Consider the following 20,326-nt stretch of genomic DNA (forward strand, 5'->3'; position numbering starts at 1 on the left):
ACTTTTGCAAAAGGAGAAAAAATCCAAGTAAGCGTTGATGTTACCAACTCTGGAAACTATGATGGTAAAGAGGTCGCTCAGTTGTATATAAACGACCCTGTTGCCAGTATTGTAAGACCCGTAAAAGAATTAAAAGGTTTTGAACTTGTTGAATTAAAAAAGGGAGAAACTAAAACCATTCAATTTACATTGACAGAAAAGGAAATTGGTTTTTATGACAATGAAGGCAAATTTTTAACAGAACCTGGCTTGTTCAATATAATGGTTGGATGGAATTCAAATGAAGGTCTTACCAGTAAATTTGAATTAAAATAAAGTCTTTAAAAAAAAAATTAAACACATAATAGAACCGGATAGTATAGTTTTTTTTTAAAACAACTTTACAGCCTGAGTATGATTATCCCCAAAAGGGCAATAATCTTACTCAGGTTTTTTGGCAATAGGAAATATTTAGATAAAAAAAATTAAGTCTCTAATTTACTTTTATTTATATTGCTTTATATATTATGCGAATCCATAGTTGAAAGTCTACAATTTGTGCCATTAGGCACTCAATATTGGTAGAAAAAATAAATCGCAATAAATTTAGCGTGCCTTAGGTACGCAATAGTTATCATTTTGTTGCGTACCTAAAGGCACGCCAGTATATTTCGAATCTATAATGATTACCAATATTGGTGCCTACGGGCACATTTCAACTCTTAATTAGCTTATAAAAAAGAATCAATTGCGCATTTTATTTTCAATCAGAGTTGATAAATAATAACATCAAAATGTAAATGAAAAATATTAAATATATTCTTGTATGCTTTTTTACAGGTTTAAATTGCCTGTTTGCTCAGGATAAATTTGACAATTACCAATTTAGAAGCATACAGGAAACTACTTCAAAAAGAGCCATTTCTTCAATTATTCAGGATAAAAATGGATTTATTTGGATAGGTACAAACGGCACAGGTTTGTATCGATATGATGGAGTAAATTATTTTGGATATGAATACAATAAAAAGCCCGGCTCACTAAACAGTAACTTTATTTATGCAACCTTTATTGATTCTGATAATAACTTATGGGTGGGTACCGATGACGGTTTATGTTTGTACAACAGGGATTTAGATAATTTTACTAAAATCAATATTGAAGATGTAATTAGAAAAGGTTATGACGAGCCTATTACTGTAAAGACAATTATAGAGGATAATAATGGTAATTTAATTCTGGGGACTTATGGTTTTGGATTATTCAAACTCAATAAAAAAACTTTAAAAACTACCCTGATTCCCTCAAAGGTGTTGGACAAATTTAATTTTCTAATAAAATCTTCGGTAAAAAATAAACGGGGTATTATTTATCTGGGAACGAGTTATGGACTTTTAGAACTTGATTTAAACGGAAAACTCAAGCAGGTTTATAAAGACAAATTTAAAAGAGAACCCTTATTAGATGATATCGAAAATCTTGTTATAGATAAATACGGATATATATGGCTGGGAACCACTGAAAGCGGTCTGATAAAAATTAAACCAGAAACAGATAATTATCAATTTGAAAATTATACTATTACCAAAAACAAAATCTTATCAATTCTAGAAAGCAGTCACGACTATATCATTTGCGGTACCGAAAATGACGGATTATTGGTCGTAAATTATAAAGGGCAAGTACTCCAAAAATATTTGCATAGTAAGTATAATGACTTTAGTTTAAAATCTAATTCGGTTTGGTCTTTATACGAGGATAAAGAAAAGCGACTTTGGTTGGGCTATTTTAATAAAGGACTTGGGGTATTTGACAAACCCAATAACAAATTCAATTCTCTTGAATCGCAAGTAAACAACGATAATTCACTTCAAACCAGTTATGTCACTTCGATTATAAAAGATAAAAAAGGAAATCTGTTAATCAGTAATGAAGGCGGAGGTCTCGATATTTATAATCTTAACAACAAAAGCTACATTCATGTCAACAAAAACAATCAAAGCTACTATTCCGGTTTGGATGCTGTTGATATTCAGTCCATATTTATAGACAGTAAACAAAATATCTGGATAGGAAGCTGGGATCGCGGTATCTACTTTTTGAAAAATGGCACTACCCGATTCATAAACTACAATACAGCAAATACTTCGGGATTAAAATCGAATCGTGTTTTTAGTTTTTCAGAAGATTCAAAAGGCCGAATCTGGATTGGAACTTTTATAAAAGGATTGCATTATTATGATAATAAGAACAATACATTTATTCATTGTGAATCAAAATCATTTACAGAAAACGCTTTAGACAACGCTTTTATTCGTAAAGTTTTTGTAGACTCTGATAATGTTTTGTGGGTAGGAACAATTTTAGGCTTGTATCAGGTAAGTTTAAAAAACGATTCTGATTTTAAAGTGACCAATATGCGTGATGCCATGTTCAAAGACAAAACGAAGTACAACAGCATTCAGACTATTTTATCGATTTATGAGTCTAACGATAAAACGATATGGATAGGAACAGATGGCGAAGGATTGTTCAATTATAATAAAAAAGACAAGACATTTTCGAACTATAATAACTTTGCGGGTTTTAAAGAAAAATCTGTTCGCGCTATAATTTCTGACAACAACGGATCTTTATGGATAAGCGGTGGCTCAGGTTTAACAAAACTTGATTTCAAAAATAAAAAAAGTACCAATTTTACTAAAGATGATGGTCTTGTTGATAACGATTTTAATAATAATGCGGTTTTTAAAGATGGAAATGGAGAGTTGTATTTTGGCAGTTATGAAGGAGTAAATTATTTTAATCCTAACGAGATCAAAAAAACAGAAAAAGCGCCAAAATTGTATTTCAGCGATTTCAAATTGTTCAATAAATCTGTAAAACCAAATGAAGATTCCTCGCCCTTAAGCAAAGTAATTTCCCAAACTAAAGAAATTATTCTCAACTACACACAATCGGTTTTTACGATTGAATATGTGGGAATTAATTATAATTATTCTAAAAAAAACCAATATGCCTATTATTTACAAGGCTTTGAAAAAGAGTGGAATTATGTGAGTAATAACAGAACGGCAACTTATACCAATCTGGCGCCGGGCGATTATGTTTTTAAAGTAAAATCGGCAAATGCAGATGGTTCCTGGAGCAATACTCCATTAGAATTAAAAATAAAAATCCTTCCTCCGTGGTGGAAAACCTTTTGGGCTTATTTATTATACACTTCTATTTTAGTTTTCCTGATGATATACCTCAATAAAATTTATCAAAATCGTTTTAAAGCCAAACAAGCAATAATTTTAGAAAAAGAAAAAAACATTCAGTCAGAGAAATTAAACAATAAGAAATTACAATTCTTTACTAATATTTCGCATGAATTCAGAACGCCATTAACACTCATTATTAATCCGCTGGAAGATATTTTAAAAAGTAAAAATGTATCACCGGAAATACGTAATAAATTAAAAATCGTACACAAAAGTTCCGACAGGCTTTCCAGACTAATCAACGAGCTTATGGATTTTAATAAATTAGAGTTTAATAAAATTTTCCTTCAGGCCAAAAAAATAGAAGTCGTAGCTTTTACGCAAGGAATCATCGGTTATTTTGATGAAGAAGCTGCTGCGCGAAATATCACCATTAATTTTGAATCTGAATTTGAAGAGCTTGAAGACTGGCTAGATCCTAAAATGCTGGAAAAAATACTGTTTAATATTATTTCAAATGCATTTAAATTTACTCCGGATAACGGTGCTATTACCGTTTCTATTAATAAATCAGATGCCGATAATGCGCTGCTAATTAAGGGCATTGAAGTTCCCTCTTTTTCGATAACCATTACAGATACGGGTTCAGGAATTCGCAAAAAAGACCTCAACCGAATCTTTGACCGATTCTATCAGGTCAATAATGTAAATAAAGATTACTACGGCAGCACCGGAATTGGTCTGGAGGTCGTAAAAGAATTTATCGAACTACATAAAGGTAAAATTGATGTTGAAAGTGAAGTTGGACAAGGCACAAAATTTACGGTAACTTTTCCTTTGGGTAAATCTTTTTATAAGAAAAATGAAGTAGTCGACGAGGTTTTTAAAATAGAAAAAAATAAAAATAAATTTCTGTCTCAATCCGCTAATGATCCATCTGAGGATGATGAGTTTACCAATGAAAACATCGAAGATAATGTTTTCGAAACTGCAAAACCATATACTGTTTTAATTGTGGAAGATAATCCTGAATTAAGAAATTATCTCAAAAATGAACTAAACAAATTATACAAGGTTATTGTGGCCGAAAATGGTCAGAAAGGCTATGAAATTGCGGTTGAGAAATTGCCAGATTTAATTATTACAGATGTTATTATGCCGGTTATGGATGGGCTGCAATTGTGTAAAAACATAAAAGGCGATTTAAAAACGAGTCATATTCCTTTGTTAATGCTATCGGCAAAAGCAATGGTAAAAGACCGACTGGAAGGAATTGATTCCGGCGCTGATATGTATTTGAGTAAACCATTTGAGTTAGACATTTTAAAATCAAGTCTGGCACAGCTTATTACAAGCAGACAAATCATGTTCAAGAAATTCTACAGCGGAATCACCAAAGACGGTAAAGAAAAAACAACTTCGCTGGATAATGAATTCATTCAAAAAATCCTGCATTTTATTAATGAAAACATCAGCGAACCTGAATTGACTGTCGAACTTTTATCTTCTAAAATCTATTTGAGCAGAAGTCAGTTGTATCGAAAAATAAAAACTTTAACAGGAGTTTCGGTCAATGAGTTTATTAGAAATGTACGATTAGAAAAAGCCAAACAACTAATCGAGAAAGGAAATAGTAATATTAATGAAATTAGCTATAAAGTAGGTTTTACTTCTCCCTCCTATTTTGCAAAATGTTATAAAATCAAATACGGACATTTGCCTACACAGGAAAAAAGACCAAAAGAATAAAGTAATTGTTCCAATATAATAATGCCATTAAAAAGAGCTTCGATTGTATAGTCGGGCTCTTTTTTTGTCAGGCAATTTTCTCAAAAAAGAATGGATTTAAAACCAAATAAAAATCCATATATCAAAAATATTATCTCTTTTTTTTAAACAAACAATATTTTTTAACCAAAAATTTTAGCAATATCTCAGTAGCTATTTTTATGGTTTTAGGCTCTTTTCGAGCCGTAATAGGGTGTCTGATGTTTTTTTTGCATCATCTGTTGCACAATATGCTTCATCTATTCTACAATAGCACACCTCTAGATTCTACTTTCGTTAAGAAATATTTAAGAAAAAGTTCCGCCGTCATTTTTCTAAATGATGCCCTTGCAAAAGACCTTTCCATTAAATGTTTTCTAACTAATTATTTAACTTAAACTCTAAACCAAATTTTATGCAGAAAAGAATGTTAAAAAAACTATTGTGTTTAATAGTATGCATGTGGGGAAATTTTTTCTTTGCTCAAACTATTAAAGGTAAAGTAACATCAGGCGGAACCAGCCTACCGGGTGTTAGTATAATAGTACAAGGAACAAAAAACGCAACAGTTACCGATTTTGACGGTAGTTTTGTTTTAAATAATGTAGAACCAAAAGCGCTGTTGCTTTTTAGTTATGTAGGATATAAAAATTTATCATTGCCGGCAGATACTAAATCTGTGATGCAGGTGGTTATGGTAAACGATCTCGAGAAATTAAATGAAGTTGTGGTTATTGGATACGGAACTTCAAAAAGAAAAGATATCAATGGTGCCGTTTCCTCTATTAAGGCTTCTGAGATTCAGGACAAACCCTTTACTTCTATCGATCAGGCACTTGTAGGTAAAGCTGCGGGTGTAAATGTTACTCAAAATTCAGGAACTCCCGGAGGAGGAATTTCTGTTCAAATTCGAGGAATTACTTCTATTAATGGTAATGAACCATTATATGTTATTGACGGAACACCAGTTTTTGCAGATAAAAACAACGAGACATTTTCGTTCAGCGCATTGGGCGGAGGAAACGGGCAAACTAAAAACTCCGCTTTATCGGGTATCAACATTTCGGATATCGAAACTATTGATATCTTAAAAGATGCATCGGCAACAGCCATATATGGTGCGAATGGTGCAAACGGTGTTGTTTTGATTACCACTAAAAAAGGAAAAAAAGGAAAATCAAAATTTACTTATGAAACCTATTTGGCTACTCAGCAAATAACTAATACTGTTGATGTTTTAAACTTACCTGAATATGCTAAATATCAGGCGAAAATTTTCAAACTAAATGGTGAACCTGTTCCTTTTCAATATCAAAAACCGGATTTATTAGGCAAGGGAACAAACTGGCAGGATGAACTTTTTAGAACCGCTACATTGTACAACCATCAATTGTCGTTCTCTGGCGAAAAAGACGGAACACGTTACTATACCTCATTGAATTATTTTGATCAGGAAGGAATTGTTTCCAACTCCAATTTCAACAGATTATCAATGCGATTAAATGTAGATTCTAATGTTAAATCATGGCTGAAAATTGGTAACAACCTATCTGTAAGTAAATCATCTCAGCAAGTAGTGAGAAACGACGACAGAGGTGGTTTAGTAATGAATGCTTTAAGACAATCTCCTGAATTACCAGTTAGAACTCCCGATGGTTCTTATGCAGGACCAACAAGCGGTTTGGGATCTTCTGCAAATGAAGCTACAAATCCAATTGCTTTGGCTGAATACAATAATTCCACTACAGAAAGATTTAAAATTAATGGTAATTTATTTGCTGATTTTACAATCATCAAAGGATTGGTTTTCAGATCTGAATTAGGATACGATCTGAATTTTGCAAAAAGCAGCACTTTTGTACCTAAATACACCTTAGGAAACGTATCTGAACTTTTAAACAAGTCATTCAAACAACAAGATCAAAGTTATTATTGGAACATTAAAAACTATCTGACGTATAATAAAACGATAAACGAGAAACACAACTTTACTTTTTTATTAGGTCAGGAAGCGCAGGAAAGCCGATATGAATACCTAAGCGGTTACAGAACGGGTGAGTTTTTGAGTAAAGATTTCACGAACTTAAATATTGGTGATATTGATACTGCCCTTAACGGAAATGGTTCTGGCAGATGGTCTATGGCATCTTATATAACAAGATTAAATTATAGTTTTTCTGATCGATATTCTTTCTCAGCTTCTTTAAGAGCAGATGCTTCATCCAACTTTGGACCCAATAATAAATGGGGTTATTTTCCATCATTTTCAGGAGGCTGGACCGTTAGTAATGAAAGATTCTTTGAGCCTTTAACAAAGAACATCAATTACCTGAAATTTAGAGCCGGTTACGGTCTTGTAGGAAATCAAAATATTCCGGCAAACAGATATCAAACTATTCTGTCGTTGCTTTCATCTCCTTTTGGAGGCGTATCTCCAACTATAGATAACTTAGGAAATCCGGATATAAAATGGGAATCACTAAAATCTTTCAATGCTGGTTTTGAAATAGCTATGGTGAATAACAGAGTAAAATTAGATTTCGATTATTATATCAAAAATTCATCTGATTTCCTTACCAAACAAATCAATGATGAATCGAATCAAAGTGCACTTAATTATTACCTCAATACAGGTGAAATTGTCACAAAAGGAATCGAACTTACCTTAAATACAAGAAATATCGTAACGGAAAATTTCACCTGGGATAGTACCATTATTTTTTCAAAATATAATAATGAACTTACCAGATTTCAAGGCGAAGGAAAATCTTTACTGGGAAAAGTTCAATTTGATTTATACAACGTTACCAGAACAACAGAAGGACAACCGGTAGGACAATTTTATGGATATGTGACTGACGGATTATTTAAAAATGCAGCTGAATTAGCAACAGGACCTATTCAGGAAACAGGAACAGGAATTGGAGATATTCGTTTTAAAGATCTTAACGGCGATGGCAAAATTGATGCTAAAGATCAGACTGCCATAGGAGATGCAATTCCTGATTTTACGTATGCCTTTACAAATAACTTCAAATACAAAAACCTTACTTTATCTGTGGTCTTAACAGGAAGTCAGGGCAACCAGATTTATAATTTTACACGTCATTATACTGATGGTATTTATCCTGGATTTGGAGACCGATTTGGAAATGTTAGTACCGAAGTATCAAATGCTTTTGAAGCCGGAGTAAACGAAAATACAACTGTACCAAGAATTACCCTTAATGACCCAAATGGTAACGGAAGAATCTCCAATAGATTTGTTGAAGATGGTTCTTATTTAAGAATTCAGAATGTTTCTTTAAGCTATGATTTACCAAACAAAATATTCGAAAATTCTTTTATATCTAAAGTACGATTGTATGTGAATGTTCAGAACCTATACACTTTTACAAAATATTCAGGTTTCGATCCTGCGCTGGGAAATTTAGACCAAAACATAACCTTAAGCGGTATTGATTTAGGACGTTATCCTGTGCCAAGAACCACTTCTTTGGGATTGAATCTGGAATTCTAAAATTGATAATAAAACACATTTGACTTAATCGTTAACATAAAAAAATAGTTATGAAAAAACTTTTTAAACTTTTTATGATGGGAATGCTCATACCATTGCTGTCTTTATTTTCCTGTTCAGATGATTTTTTGGATGCGCCATCTGAGAATCAATTAACACCAGCCGATTTACCTGAAGGAGTCACGGCTTTTGACGGAATCGCTGAGAGTTTGTATTTTAAACCCTGGTTTACCTTTAATGATAAATTCCTTATTGCAGTTGGGGATATGTACGCGGGCAACGCCTTTACATTTGATGGTGCTTATTCACAATTTAAAGATGCTCAGGTAACCTCGCAAAACCCGATCCTTACAGAAGGATATGTTTCGTTGTTTTCGGTTATCGATCAGTCGAATAATTTAATGAGTTTAGTCGAAGACAGAAAAAGTGAATTGCCTGAAGCATCGTATAAAAATGCTATTGCAATATCACGATTTATGAGAGCCAATGCTTATTTCTATCTGGTAAGAACTTTTGGTGCTGTTCCTATAATTAGCAAAGCAGGTTCTGCCCCACAGCCAAAAAGAAATCTTATTGCAGATGTTTATAAATTCATCAAACAAGATTTAGAATATGCTGTCGAAAATTTACCTGAAAGATCCGTAAAAAAAGGATATGTTACCAAATTCACTGCCATGGGTATTCTTGCAAAAGTGCATTTGACTTTGAATGAATATGCAGAATGTGCCGCTTTAACCCAGAAAATTATTGGAAACCAATATGTTTTAATTCAGGATTACGGAAACTTATTTAGCAGTCCGGAGAATAATAATAGTAACGAGAGCATGTTTGCCCTGCAATGGAAAGCTATTGCTACTGAATGGGGAACGCAAAATACCAATCAGGCGTATATAGTTCCCGGAGGCACAGGAATTACTGGCGGTGGTGACGGATGGGGAGTTTACCTTCCTTCTATCTCATTGCAAGGTAGCTTTGAGCCAAATGATACCAGAAAAAAGAGTACTATTATGACAGATGGCGACTATTATCCTGAATTATTAAAAAGTCAGGGGGGGTTTCTTTATAAAAAAATATACTCTTCGACAGCAGCTAATTTCAGAAAATACATTGTAGGTTCTGCAGCAGAAAGAAATGATGTGTTTTTTATGAGAACGTCACAAAATACGATTATACTGCGATATTCTGATGTTTTACTAATGAATTCTGAGGCTATTTTGGCCGGAGCACCCTCTACAACTTCTGCAGCTGCTTTAAGTACTTTTAATGAAGTAAGATCAAGGGCCGGATTACCTCCAAAAATGATCCTTACAAGAAATGATTTATTTAACGAAAGAAGAGTGGAGTTTGCTCTTGAAGGACAATATTTCTTCGATTTAAAACGTCGTGGCCTTGCCCAGGCAACAGCAGTTATTTCGCAGCAGGAAGTTGGTTTTTATTCAGATGATGACAGAACCGATTTGGTTTCGATAAAAATAACTCCGGGAAGTAATTATTTCGAACTGCCATTACCGCAGTCTGCTATTGATACTAATCCATCATTATTAGAGCCTCCGGTTCCTTTTAACTTTAATTAACTTATACTATGATCAATAAAATAAAATATAGAGTTCTAATTCTTTTCGCATTAGCTTCTTTTACAGCTTGCCAAAATGATGATGCAGTGACTTCAAATGTAGATGCAATGGTTGCAGAACCAGGAGATTTACTCAATCAGGCCTTTCCATCAAACAAAGTCAGAGTCGAAGGTCAGGGTTTAGAGGGATTAAAAAAGATTACACTGGATAATAAAATTAATATCAGTTTCAATGCAAACTACAATTCAGATAAATCATTTATTTTCACTATTCCTTTTGATGATAAACTAGGTAGCAGATTTGGTGTACAGCCCATTACATTTGAAACAGCAACTGGTTCAGTAACTAAAAACATTGAGATTTTACAGCCCGTTCCTACCCTTACAAAAACAGATCCTGCTGTAGCAACTCCGGGATTTCCGCTGGAAATTCAAGGAACGTGGTTTTATAATATTTCATCGGTAACCTTGGCAGGAAAAGAAGTGAGTTATACTCTAAAATCATCTTCTTCAATTATTATTGGTGTGCCTGCAGATGCCGTTTTTGGTTCAGAGTTTGTACTTACTACACCGGGAGGTATTGCAAAAAAAGTAATACAGCTTCTACCTCCTGTTACTCCGGAAGTTATTGTTATTGTATCTGATTTTGATGGAAATGGTACAAGAACCAATTGGGATGCTTATGGAGATAAAGATAGTTTTAACGCAAATACTGCAGATGGCCCAACAGGTAATTATGCAACACTTGTCTGGGCTGGTTCAACAGCCAATGGCTATAACGGAAGTAGTGCAGGCGGTGGAGCTAATTTCCTAAGCGCCTCGAATAATGATGCAACAAAAACATTTATAGATATTGACGTAAGTGCCAATGTTGTAGGCGCTCAATTTGCCATTCAATTAAATACGATTGATAATAAAAACTATGGCTATAATTTTAAAATAACCGATATTAACTGGACTACCAAGACCATAAAATTGGCTGATTTTAAAGATAATTATGGATTTGGAGATCCTGCCACTACGCTGGACGCTTCTAAAGTTAATGAAATCAAAGTAGGAATAGTTCAATCAGATACACCTAATCCAAGTGTAATAAAATACGATAACATTAAGGTTCGTTACAAATAATTAATGATTGCATTTTAAGCTCTCAGCAAAAAAGAGGTTGTAATCAAAAAAAACAGCCTCTTTATAAAACAGAAAATATAAAACAAGAATATTCACCTTAACAATAAGGATATTCTAAAATAAAAAAACAGTATGAAAATTAAATTTTTACTAGTGCTGGCCAGCTTTTTCTTTTTTCTAAATGCCTGCTCTAAAGACGACAACCAAGCTGTTGCTGGTTTAGAAACGCCAGTTGCAAACGCACCAAAAGAGGTAAACGATCATGGTTTTAAAGCCAAATGGAATTATGTTTCAAATTCTAAAAGCTATCTTTTGGATGTTTCGACAAACGAAAATTTTACCACTTTTGTTCCCAATTATAATGCAAAACCTGTTACAGATCTAAACGAAGTTGTAGTGGGCTTAACAGGTGGGACTCAGTATTATTACAGGGTTAGAGCCAAAACAGAAACTGAAATTTCAGGATATTCGAATGTTATCAGCGTTGTAACTACGGGTTCCAGCAACATTCCTGAAGATCCTACATTTTTAAAAGTAAAAGCAAACAAACTCGCTAATCCGTTTTTTATAGGTATGGCGATAAAAGCCTCGCAATTAACCAACGGAAGTCCTTATGATGTTATTTTGAAAAATGAATTCAGCAGTATTTCTGCCGAATATGAGATGAAAATGGACCAGATTTCTACAGCAAGCGGTGTTTACAACTGGACTGTAGCCGATAAAATTGTGGCTTACGGAAATACAAATAATATCAATGTTCACGGTCATGCTTTGGTATGGCATAATTCAGTACCAACGTGGCTAAAGAATTATTCCGGAACTGACGCCGAATTTGCAGCAGAGGTTAAAAAATACATTACAGATGTTGTGACTCATTATGCAGGAAAGGTAAAATCCTGGGATGTTGTTAATGAAGCCGTAGATGACAACGGCGGTGCCATGAGAAATACTATTTTTCTTCAGCGAATGGGAGCCAATTATGTAAAAGATTGTTTTCAGTGGGCTAAAAATGCAGCTATTGCAGCAGGGGATACCAAATTATTGTTGTTTTATAATGATTATGCAACCTCAACTAATATTCCAAAACAAGACAAAGTTTTTAGTATTGTCGATGATTTAAAAGCAAATAATCTTATTGATGGTGTTGGTTTTCAAATGCATAACACCTATTTAAGCCCAACAAAAGCACAAATAGAAACCGATCTTAACAGAGCTGTAGCAAAAGGGCTGAAAATTCATGTTTCGGAACTAGACATACAGGTAAATCAGTCGAATGACATTACGGCTTTTACCAACGAAAGAAGACTGGCTCAAAAAGAAAAATACAAAGAGATCGTAAAAATCTACAATGGGCTTCCTGCAGCAAGCAAATATGCCTTAACGGTTTGGGGAATGAAAGATAATGAATCCTGGATTCCGTTTAGTACAGAACTTAACCACCCGGGAGATGACTGGCCTTTATTGTACGACTCCAATTTTGCCATTAAAAGCGCTCATACTGGATTTCTGGAAGGTTTAGATTAAATTTTTTAAAACTATACTACTTTACTTCAACTATTGATAAACCAAAAAAATAAATTATGAAAAAATTAAATTTATTAGCGTTAACAGTGACATATGTATTAGGTTTAGGATTTGCTTCCTGCGCAGATGATGTAACCCCGGCAGCCAAAGACCAATCTGCAAATGCGAGTACAAAAACCAGTACAAGCAAAGTAGCCAGTACGCCATGGGTCAAACAATTTGAAGATACATTTGATGTAGGTTCAAGTTTATCGCAATGGACAAAAGAACAGCGAGCAGACTATAATTCGTGGTATTGTGACTATGCCAGCTCAGTGCCAACTACGCAATGGAGAGATGGAAAACAATGTTTGGAAATCAAGACTACGAAATTGAGCACGTACAAATATCAATCCGGATTTATTTCTTCTCATTATCAATATAAACCTGAAAATAATACAGAGTATATGCTTTCTGCCAATATTAAACTAGTAGCGATGGATGGCGGAAATTACAAGTCTTTCACACAAACTTACGGTGCCTGGCCTGCCTTCTGGTCCGTGCAGCAAAATGCCTGGCCAACCAAAGGAGAAATTGACATCATGGAAGGTTATTCTTTTGCGCCTAATTCAAGTCGCTTTGCTTCAAATCTTTTTTATGGAACTTCTAGCGGAACAAACCAATTAGGGAATTCTGCCGAAAGAAACTATCCAGGTAATTTTGATATAAACGCAAATGGCGGATGGCATTTATATGAATCCTTCTGGAAAATGAAAGACAATGTCGTAACAGTAACTATAAAAGTTGATAATGTAACCATTTCAACATATACCAATAGTAGTGCAGGAAATCTTAACTTAAATAATTTCGGGCCGCATTCGATTATATTTAATCTAAATGTGGGATCAAAAGACTCCAATTTTATTGATCCTAATAAAATCAATTTGTTTTCCACTGTAATGATGTGGGTAGATGATGTAACAGTTTACAAAAGACCAATCTAATTTATACTATAAAGGTCCTAATGAAAATTAGGGCTTTTTTTATGGATCAATTTTAATAGTGAAAATTCTAAATTCAAAAAATGCTTCAGCTGAATTTGTATTACATTATTAAGACAATGTACAGTATAAAAAAATCGGAACACGATTACTCCTGTTCCGATTGAATTCACTCATTTTTTTTGACACTTCTTAAAAAACTTCAAGCAGTGCTTATTGAGATTTCTATGCTATAGTATATTTTTTTTCTGTTACAGTATTGGTCGTTTCACTTGTTACACTATCTACAAATCGCCATTCAGCTTCAGAACCAGATGATGTAAATTTAAGATATGTATATCCTCGTTTATACAAATTTGCATATTCTAAATCATCTATGAGTACTGTAAATGCCTGTGCTAATTCTACAGCTTTTGCAGGGTCTGAGGTAATTCCCAGATAAGCTTCCAATCCTGGTGATGAAACAGAACTGCATGCTATTTCAGTTCCTATAAAATTACCCTGCATATCGGTGAGTTTACCCATCCATGCATTATGAGTATCTCCGGCTAAAACCACAACATTCTTCCCGGAAAGCATCGCATACAATTGTTCTCTTTCTGCAAAATAACCATCCCAGGCATCCAGATTATACGGCAAAGTTGTCGTAATTCTCGCAATTTCCTGAGCGGTTAAAGAAGGGTCATTTTGTTTGTGTCTCATTTTAATAACAACAAGTGCAGAAATTGCACTAATAAGCGCCTGCATGGTCGCCGGCTGTGCACTTCCAAAATGATCCACTTCTGCTAAAACCTGGTTCAAAAGCAGCAACAACTCTGCAGGAATCAGCATTTTTGTCATCAGGATCTGCTGGCCCAATACTTTCCATTTAGCGGTATCTGCACTGATTTGTGATCCCAGCCATGTCATTTGCTCGTTTCCAATTAATTTTCTGCTGGTGCTTAACAAATCTGTTCTAAATTTTGTCTGGTCAAAATTCCCACTATTATCAATATAATCAGCATAACTCATCTGCTTATCTCTGGCTATAACTCTGGTATCCATCATATAGAGCGAAAGAATAGTACCAAAATTAAAGCTTCTGTAAATTCTAAGATCTTTTCCTGTTTTAAGCGGAATGTATTCGCTGTAGGCCTGGAAAGCTGCCATTTTTCTCATCTGAAAATCCCCTTCGGCAGGCTGATGGTTTTCGGCACCCGATTTATAGGTATCGTTAGCAAACTCATGGTCATCCCAAACACATATAAAAGGTTTTTTCTGATGAAGAAGCTGAAGATGTTTATCTCCTCTATATTGTCTGTAACGCTCTCTGTAATCGCTAAGGCTTGTAATTTCCCTGGCGGGTTTATGTTCTCTGCCAAGCGGGTTGGTAAAAGGATTTGTTCCGTACTGTCCCGGTGCATATTCGTAAATATAATCTCCAAGATGAACCACTACATCAACATCTGAAGAAGCAATTGCTCCATACACATTAAAAAGTCCAGCCGGAAAATTAGAACAGGAAACAACAGCCATTTTTACATCATTTACACTATCTGTTTTAGACGGCAGCGTGCGTGTTTCTCCGGTAACACTTACTTGTTTAGTTTTGGCATTATAAAATCTGTAATAATACTTTGTATTGGAAGGGATATTCTGAACATCCACCGCTATTGTAAAATCATTCGCAGAAGATGCTCCGGCCTGCCCTTTTCGTATTACTTCAGAAAATGCGGCATCCTTACTTATCTCCCAGGTAATTTCAGCATCTGAACCTATTGAATATCTTGTCCAGATAATCACTCCTTTTTCGGTAGGGTCAAAACTGGCTACACCTGTTTCAAACCCTTCATTTTTCATTCCCTCTGGCGCACCACTATTATCCGTTTTATCATCGTCACTACAGCTTTCGATAAGTGGAGCGATGAAAATTCCTCCAGCGGCCAATAAAGAATTTCTAAGAAACCTTCTTCTGCTTAAATCATTGTTATTTTCCATAAAAAAATTTTTACATCAAAAAAACAATGTAATATTAAAACAGAGGTTATGGCATTTTTAAAATTACCTTACATTAATATTAACAATCCATTTACTATAATATGTTATTGATCTTTACTTAAAACAATATCGAAAAGCCTTTAGTATATTTTGTAAATAAATCGATTGCAATCAGGATGATCATAAGTAAAATAAAAACTAATATATAGGTAATTATTTGTGCCTTTTTATTGAATTCAAAAGTGGCAGGATTGATAAAATAATCAGCATACACAGCCTGAGAAATTTTTATATGAGGACAAAATAAAGTTACGCCCTGCAGAAAATGGCCAATTAGATGATATTTGTTTTTTGGGATATAAGTCAGTCCATTCTCTGCTTTAGAAAAATAAATGGGAATTTGTTTACCTTGCTTAAAACCGAAAATATATCCCGGAGAATATTTTGTTCCGATTTTTCTATCGATATCACTTACATAAGCTTCTGTGCTGCTTTCGAGCTGCTTGTATAAAAGACTGTAAACAATGCCATCGTACTGATGATGATGTATACCGTACTGATCTATAGAAATATGGATGATTTTTTTAAGTTTTTGACGCTTGTAATCCTTGTAAAGAGCCCAAAAAACCCAAAGAAGTATGGGAAAATATATTAGGTTGAAAATCATCTCGCCAGTAGATATGGGACTATTATGCTCCAGCTGAATACTCAACGGAAGTGCTATTAATAAACAAAGCATTGCAAGAAACAAAAGTCCGAACATTATGTAGACAAAAATAGTAGCAGTTAAATTACGTTCTGAAATTATTTTAGGAAAATTTTCTTTGTTATAAATCATCAACTAGTTATTGTTATAAAACATCATTAAAATTAAAATCAGGCATCCCTGCTGCAGATAAAAACATAAAACTTTTTTAAGTAAGTTAACCTTGAATTTCTCTGTTAACATAATTCTTTTTTTGACTTCAGGTGTTTATTCTAAACATTTCCGAAATCAAAAATCAAAAATCAAAAAGCTTAATCCTAATGCTGCTGCGTTACCTTACAAATCTACTAAATTTGAAACTTGATAAATCGAATTATTTTATCAAAGTAATAATTAACTTTTTATTGCATTATTGCCTTTTTCGATTTATCTGAGTTAAGAAGAAATCTAAGCAAATCAGGTTAAAATGGTCTTTTTTTGCTAATTTTATGCCTTATTACATATCCTTCCTCATTTATTATATCTCTATTTTTGATTCCTTATAAACGCCATAAAAAAATGATTAAAAAGATTTTAAAAATTACGACAATTTTTATTGTGTCCCTACTTGCAATTTTGTTGATAACCCTAACGGTTGTTCCGTATGTTTTTAAAGATCAAATAACAGATAAAATAGAAAGTATTGCCAACGAAAATCTCGATGCAAAAATATCTTTTGATGAAATTGGACTTTCTGTTTTTAAACACTTTCCTGCCTTAATTGTTTATGCTAAAAATGTTAGTATCGATAACAAAAAAGTTCAGTTTACATCATCAAATGTAGTAAAGGCAAAAACAGCAGCAGTTGGAGTTAATTTTTATAGTTTACTAAAAGGCAAAATTGTTTTGGATGCTATTTATTTAGACGCTGCAAATTTAAATTTTGAAATAGATTCAAGCGGAAATGCGAATTTTAATATTATAAAACAGTCCGAAACTTCAAAAGACACTACTACCACCGAATTTAAAATAAAACGTATTATCGTTAATAAAACAAACATATCCTATAATGATAAAAGTACTCCTCTGGATTTTAAAATTACAGACCTTAATTATAAAGGAGAAGGAGATTTAAGCGCTGATATTTTTGATCTTAACTCTCATATCAAAATAAAATCGTTCGATTTTAGTGCAGATGGCGTTCATTACGTACATAATAAACCTATAAATGCCGAAATCATTACTCATGTGGATGCTAAAGAACTTAAATTTAAGTTTGAGCGCAATAACATTCGCATCAAAAACTTTCCTTTCTCTTTTAATGGCTATTTTGCTTTCATTAAAGGAGGATATGATTTTGATTTACACATGCAATCCAAAAACTCTACATTAGAAGAAATGTTATCTATAGTTCCTCCTTCTTATGAAAAGTGGAAAGAACAAATGGCTATTACCGGGAATATCAATTTTAAAATTATAGCCCGCGGCAAGTATATGCAAAACCAATCGCAAAAACCAAGTGTTTCTGCAGATTTACAAATTAGTAACGGTACGATCGCTTATAAAAAAATTAAAAATCCTGTAAAAGAGATTAATATCAATGCCAGCGCTTTGGTTAAAGATTTAGATATTAATAAATTAAAATTTGATATAGAAAACCTATCGTTTAATCTGGATGGAAAAAAAACGGTCGTTAATTTTCATTCAAAAGGCTTTAAAAAATTAAAAATTAAAACCGCCATTTCATCCCATTTAGATTTAGCAAAATTTAAAGAAACATTAAACCTAAACCAACTTGATATTCGTGGAGACATTGCTATCGATCTAAAAGCCGACGGTACATTTTTGCGTGATTTGGGTTTTAGTCCCCGTTTGAATAAAATAGATACTATTATTAAAAGCATTCCTAAGTTTCAGTTAAATGCAAGTTTAAAAAATGGCTACCTAAAGGATCTAAAGAGAAAAGATGCTATAAAAAATATTAATCTCAATTTAAGCTTAACGGCCAAAGACAGTATTTTACGTAACGTTACAGGTAAAGTAACCAATTTAAATATTGAAGCTCTGGATAATTTTATTCGCGGAAATTTTGCGCTTCATAAATTATATCCTTTTACAGTAGATACGGAATTAGAATCTAAAATTAATCTGGCCCAGGTACATAATTTTTACCCTCTAGACAGTCTGGAAGTTAATGGAGATTTAAATTTAAAAGTCAGTATGCACGGAGTTTTAAACCGTAAAGAAAAAAAATATCCATCCTCTAAAACCATTGTAGTTATTAAAAATGGCTATTTAAAATCACTTAAATTCCCCAATATCCCAATACAAAATATCAACCTGAACGCAACTGTTACAAGCGAAAAAGGTACAGGACAGGATTTGAATGTAAAATTACAACCTGTCGAATTTGTTCTTGCTGGATCTCCTTTTAAAATAGAAGGAGAAGTTACTAACCTTTACGATTTAGTTTATAATATCAAAACCCAGGGAACTTTGGATATTGGTAAATTAACTCAAATATTCCCGATCAAAGATGTCAATGTCTCAGGGATTATTCAGACCAATCTTATCGCTAAAGGTTCTAAAAAAGATTTAGATGCCAAAAATTATGACAACATAAAAAATGGTGGAAAGCTCGAAGCTAAAAACATTATAATCAAGAGTGCTTTATTCCCGGAAACGTTTCAAATTTCTAAGGGTACATTTAAGTTTTTTAAGGATAAAATGCGTTTTGAGGATTTTAATGCCACATACGGCAAATCTGATGTTGTATTAAATGGCTATATCCATAATTTTTTACGATATATGTTTAATCGTAAATACCTGCGTGACACTAATGAAAAGCTTAAAGCCGAGATTGAACTTTCCAGCAATCACATTAATGCAAACGAGTTTTTTGATATGATTGCCAAATATACTGACAGTAAAGCTGAAGCAGAAATGGCACAAAAAACAGATTCTACGGCAATAAAGGCTATCACCGAAAATGTTACAACTAAAAATAAAAATTACGTAATTAGAATTCCTAAAACGGCAGATTTAAAAATTACGGCAAAAGTGAATCACCTTCAATTCGACACTTATAAAATCAATGATTTTGCAGGAATCCTAGATATTAACGACCGTAAAGTTCAGGTAACTCAGGCCACTTTTGAGATGGCTGGTACCAAAATAGCGATGACAGGAGACTATAAAGCCCAACATCGATTATTGGCTAAATACAATGCTAATTTTAAAGCCAGTAATTTTGATATTCAACGCGCCTATGCAGAGATTCCTATTTTTGCAGAATTGGTGAGCATGGCCAAAGATGCCTACGGTTTAGTATCTCTTGATTATCAGCTTGCGGGAAGTATTGATCAAAATATGGATATTGATTTTAAATCTATAGACGGAGAAGGAACTCTGACTCTGGAAGATATTAAATTTAAAAACTTTAAACTTTTAAATCATGTAGCCAAAAAAGCCGATGCTGCTGATCTGGAAAAAGCTTCATTTAATAAAATTGCCATTCACTCTACCATTAAAAATAACGTAATGACGATAACGCCTACAACCATGAAAATGGCCACTTTTAGAGGTAAGCTTGAAGGTCAGGTTACTATGGATGGTAAATTAAATATTGGTTTTCGATTAGGTCTTCCACCAATGGGACTTATCAATGTTCCTATGAAAATTACAGGTACAGCAGATGATTTTAAAATTACTACCGGAAAATTTAAAGAAGACACTACTTTTTCAGAAGAGAGTGAACTAAATAACTTGCAAGCGCCAGAGCCTAGAAGATCTAGACAAAAAGACACCTTAAACCTACCACCTGCAAATTCAAAAATTTTAGATACGATAAAATAAACTCAGTAGTAAATTCTGAATAGTATAAATTGAAAAAATAAAAAGAGGATATATTCTAAAAATGCATTTAGAACTTTATCAGAAAAAACTATTTTTCGAAAAAAAAATCATTCTGATGCCAAAAAGCCCCTT

Annotated in this window: 10 protein-coding genes; 8 read left to right on the plus strand and 2 right to left on the minus strand. The window is 33.4% G+C overall.

The genetic code is table 11. The annotated features are described in order from the left end of the window. The 7 genes from GIY83_RS07185 to GIY83_RS07215 form a co-directional block, all read left to right on the plus strand. The coding region (locus GIY83_RS07185) for a fibronectin type III-like domain-contianing protein (protein ID WP_208686043.1) at positions 1-315 on the plus strand (315 nt) is incomplete at its 5' end. A gap of 464 nt (positions 316-779) precedes the next feature. Further along, positions 780-4,934, plus strand: coding sequence for a two-component regulator propeller domain-containing protein (locus GIY83_RS07190; protein WP_208686045.1), 4,155 nt, complete (start codon positions 780-782; stop codon positions 4,932-4,934). 433 nt (positions 4,935-5,367) lie between these two features. Next, positions 5,368-8,472: a TonB-dependent receptor gene (locus GIY83_RS07195; protein WP_194619123.1), complete on the plus strand. Its 3,105-nt coding sequence runs from the start codon at positions 5,368-5,370 to the stop codon at positions 8,470-8,472. Positions 8,473-8,522: 50 nt separating this feature from the next. Continuing rightward, positions 8,523-10,046: a RagB/SusD family nutrient uptake outer membrane protein gene (locus tag GIY83_RS07200; protein WP_208686047.1), complete on the plus strand. Its 1,524-nt coding sequence runs from the start codon at positions 8,523-8,525 to the stop codon at positions 10,044-10,046. Positions 10,047-10,054: 8 nt separating this feature from the next. After that, positions 10,055-11,173: a hypothetical protein gene (locus GIY83_RS07205; protein ID WP_208686049.1), complete on the plus strand. Its 1,119-nt coding sequence runs from the start codon at positions 10,055-10,057 to the stop codon at positions 11,171-11,173. Positions 11,174-11,305: 132 nt separating this feature from the next. After that, positions 11,306-12,697, plus strand: coding sequence for an endo-1,4-beta-xylanase (locus GIY83_RS07210; RefSeq protein WP_208686051.1), 1,392 nt, complete (start codon positions 11,306-11,308; stop codon positions 12,695-12,697). A 56-nt stretch (positions 12,698-12,753) separates the two neighbouring features. Then, on the plus strand, positions 12,754-13,680 hold the full coding sequence (locus tag GIY83_RS07215) for a glycoside hydrolase (RefSeq protein ID WP_208686053.1): 927 nt from the start codon (positions 12,754-12,756) through the stop codon (positions 13,678-13,680). Between the two features lie 222 nt (positions 13,681-13,902). Here GIY83_RS07215 and GIY83_RS07220 read toward each other — a convergent pair whose 3' ends face one another. Together GIY83_RS07220 and GIY83_RS07225 are read right to left on the minus strand one after the other, a co-directional pair. Further along, the gene (locus GIY83_RS07220; protein WP_208686054.1) at positions 13,903-15,654 is read right to left on the minus strand and encodes an alkaline phosphatase; all 1,752 of its coding nucleotides are present in this window, start codon (positions 15,652-15,654) and stop codon (positions 13,903-13,905) included. Positions 15,655-15,772: 118 nt separating this feature from the next. Then, the gene (locus GIY83_RS07225; protein WP_208686055.1) at positions 15,773-16,492 is read right to left on the minus strand and encodes a hypothetical protein; all 720 of its coding nucleotides are present in this window, start codon (positions 16,490-16,492) and stop codon (positions 15,773-15,775) included. A gap of 426 nt (positions 16,493-16,918) precedes the next feature. Here GIY83_RS07225 and GIY83_RS07230 point away from each other — a divergent pair, with 426 nt between their 5' ends. Then, complete coding sequence (locus tag GIY83_RS07230) at positions 16,919-20,194, plus strand: AsmA-like C-terminal region-containing protein (RefSeq protein ID WP_208686056.1); 3,276 nt, start codon at positions 16,919-16,921, stop codon at positions 20,192-20,194. Positions 20,195-20,326: the final 132 nt, after the last annotated feature.

Source organism: Flavobacterium sp. SLB02 (genome assembly GCF_009664855.1).
Classification (GTDB): domain Bacteria; phylum Bacteroidota; class Bacteroidia; order Flavobacteriales; family Flavobacteriaceae; genus Flavobacterium.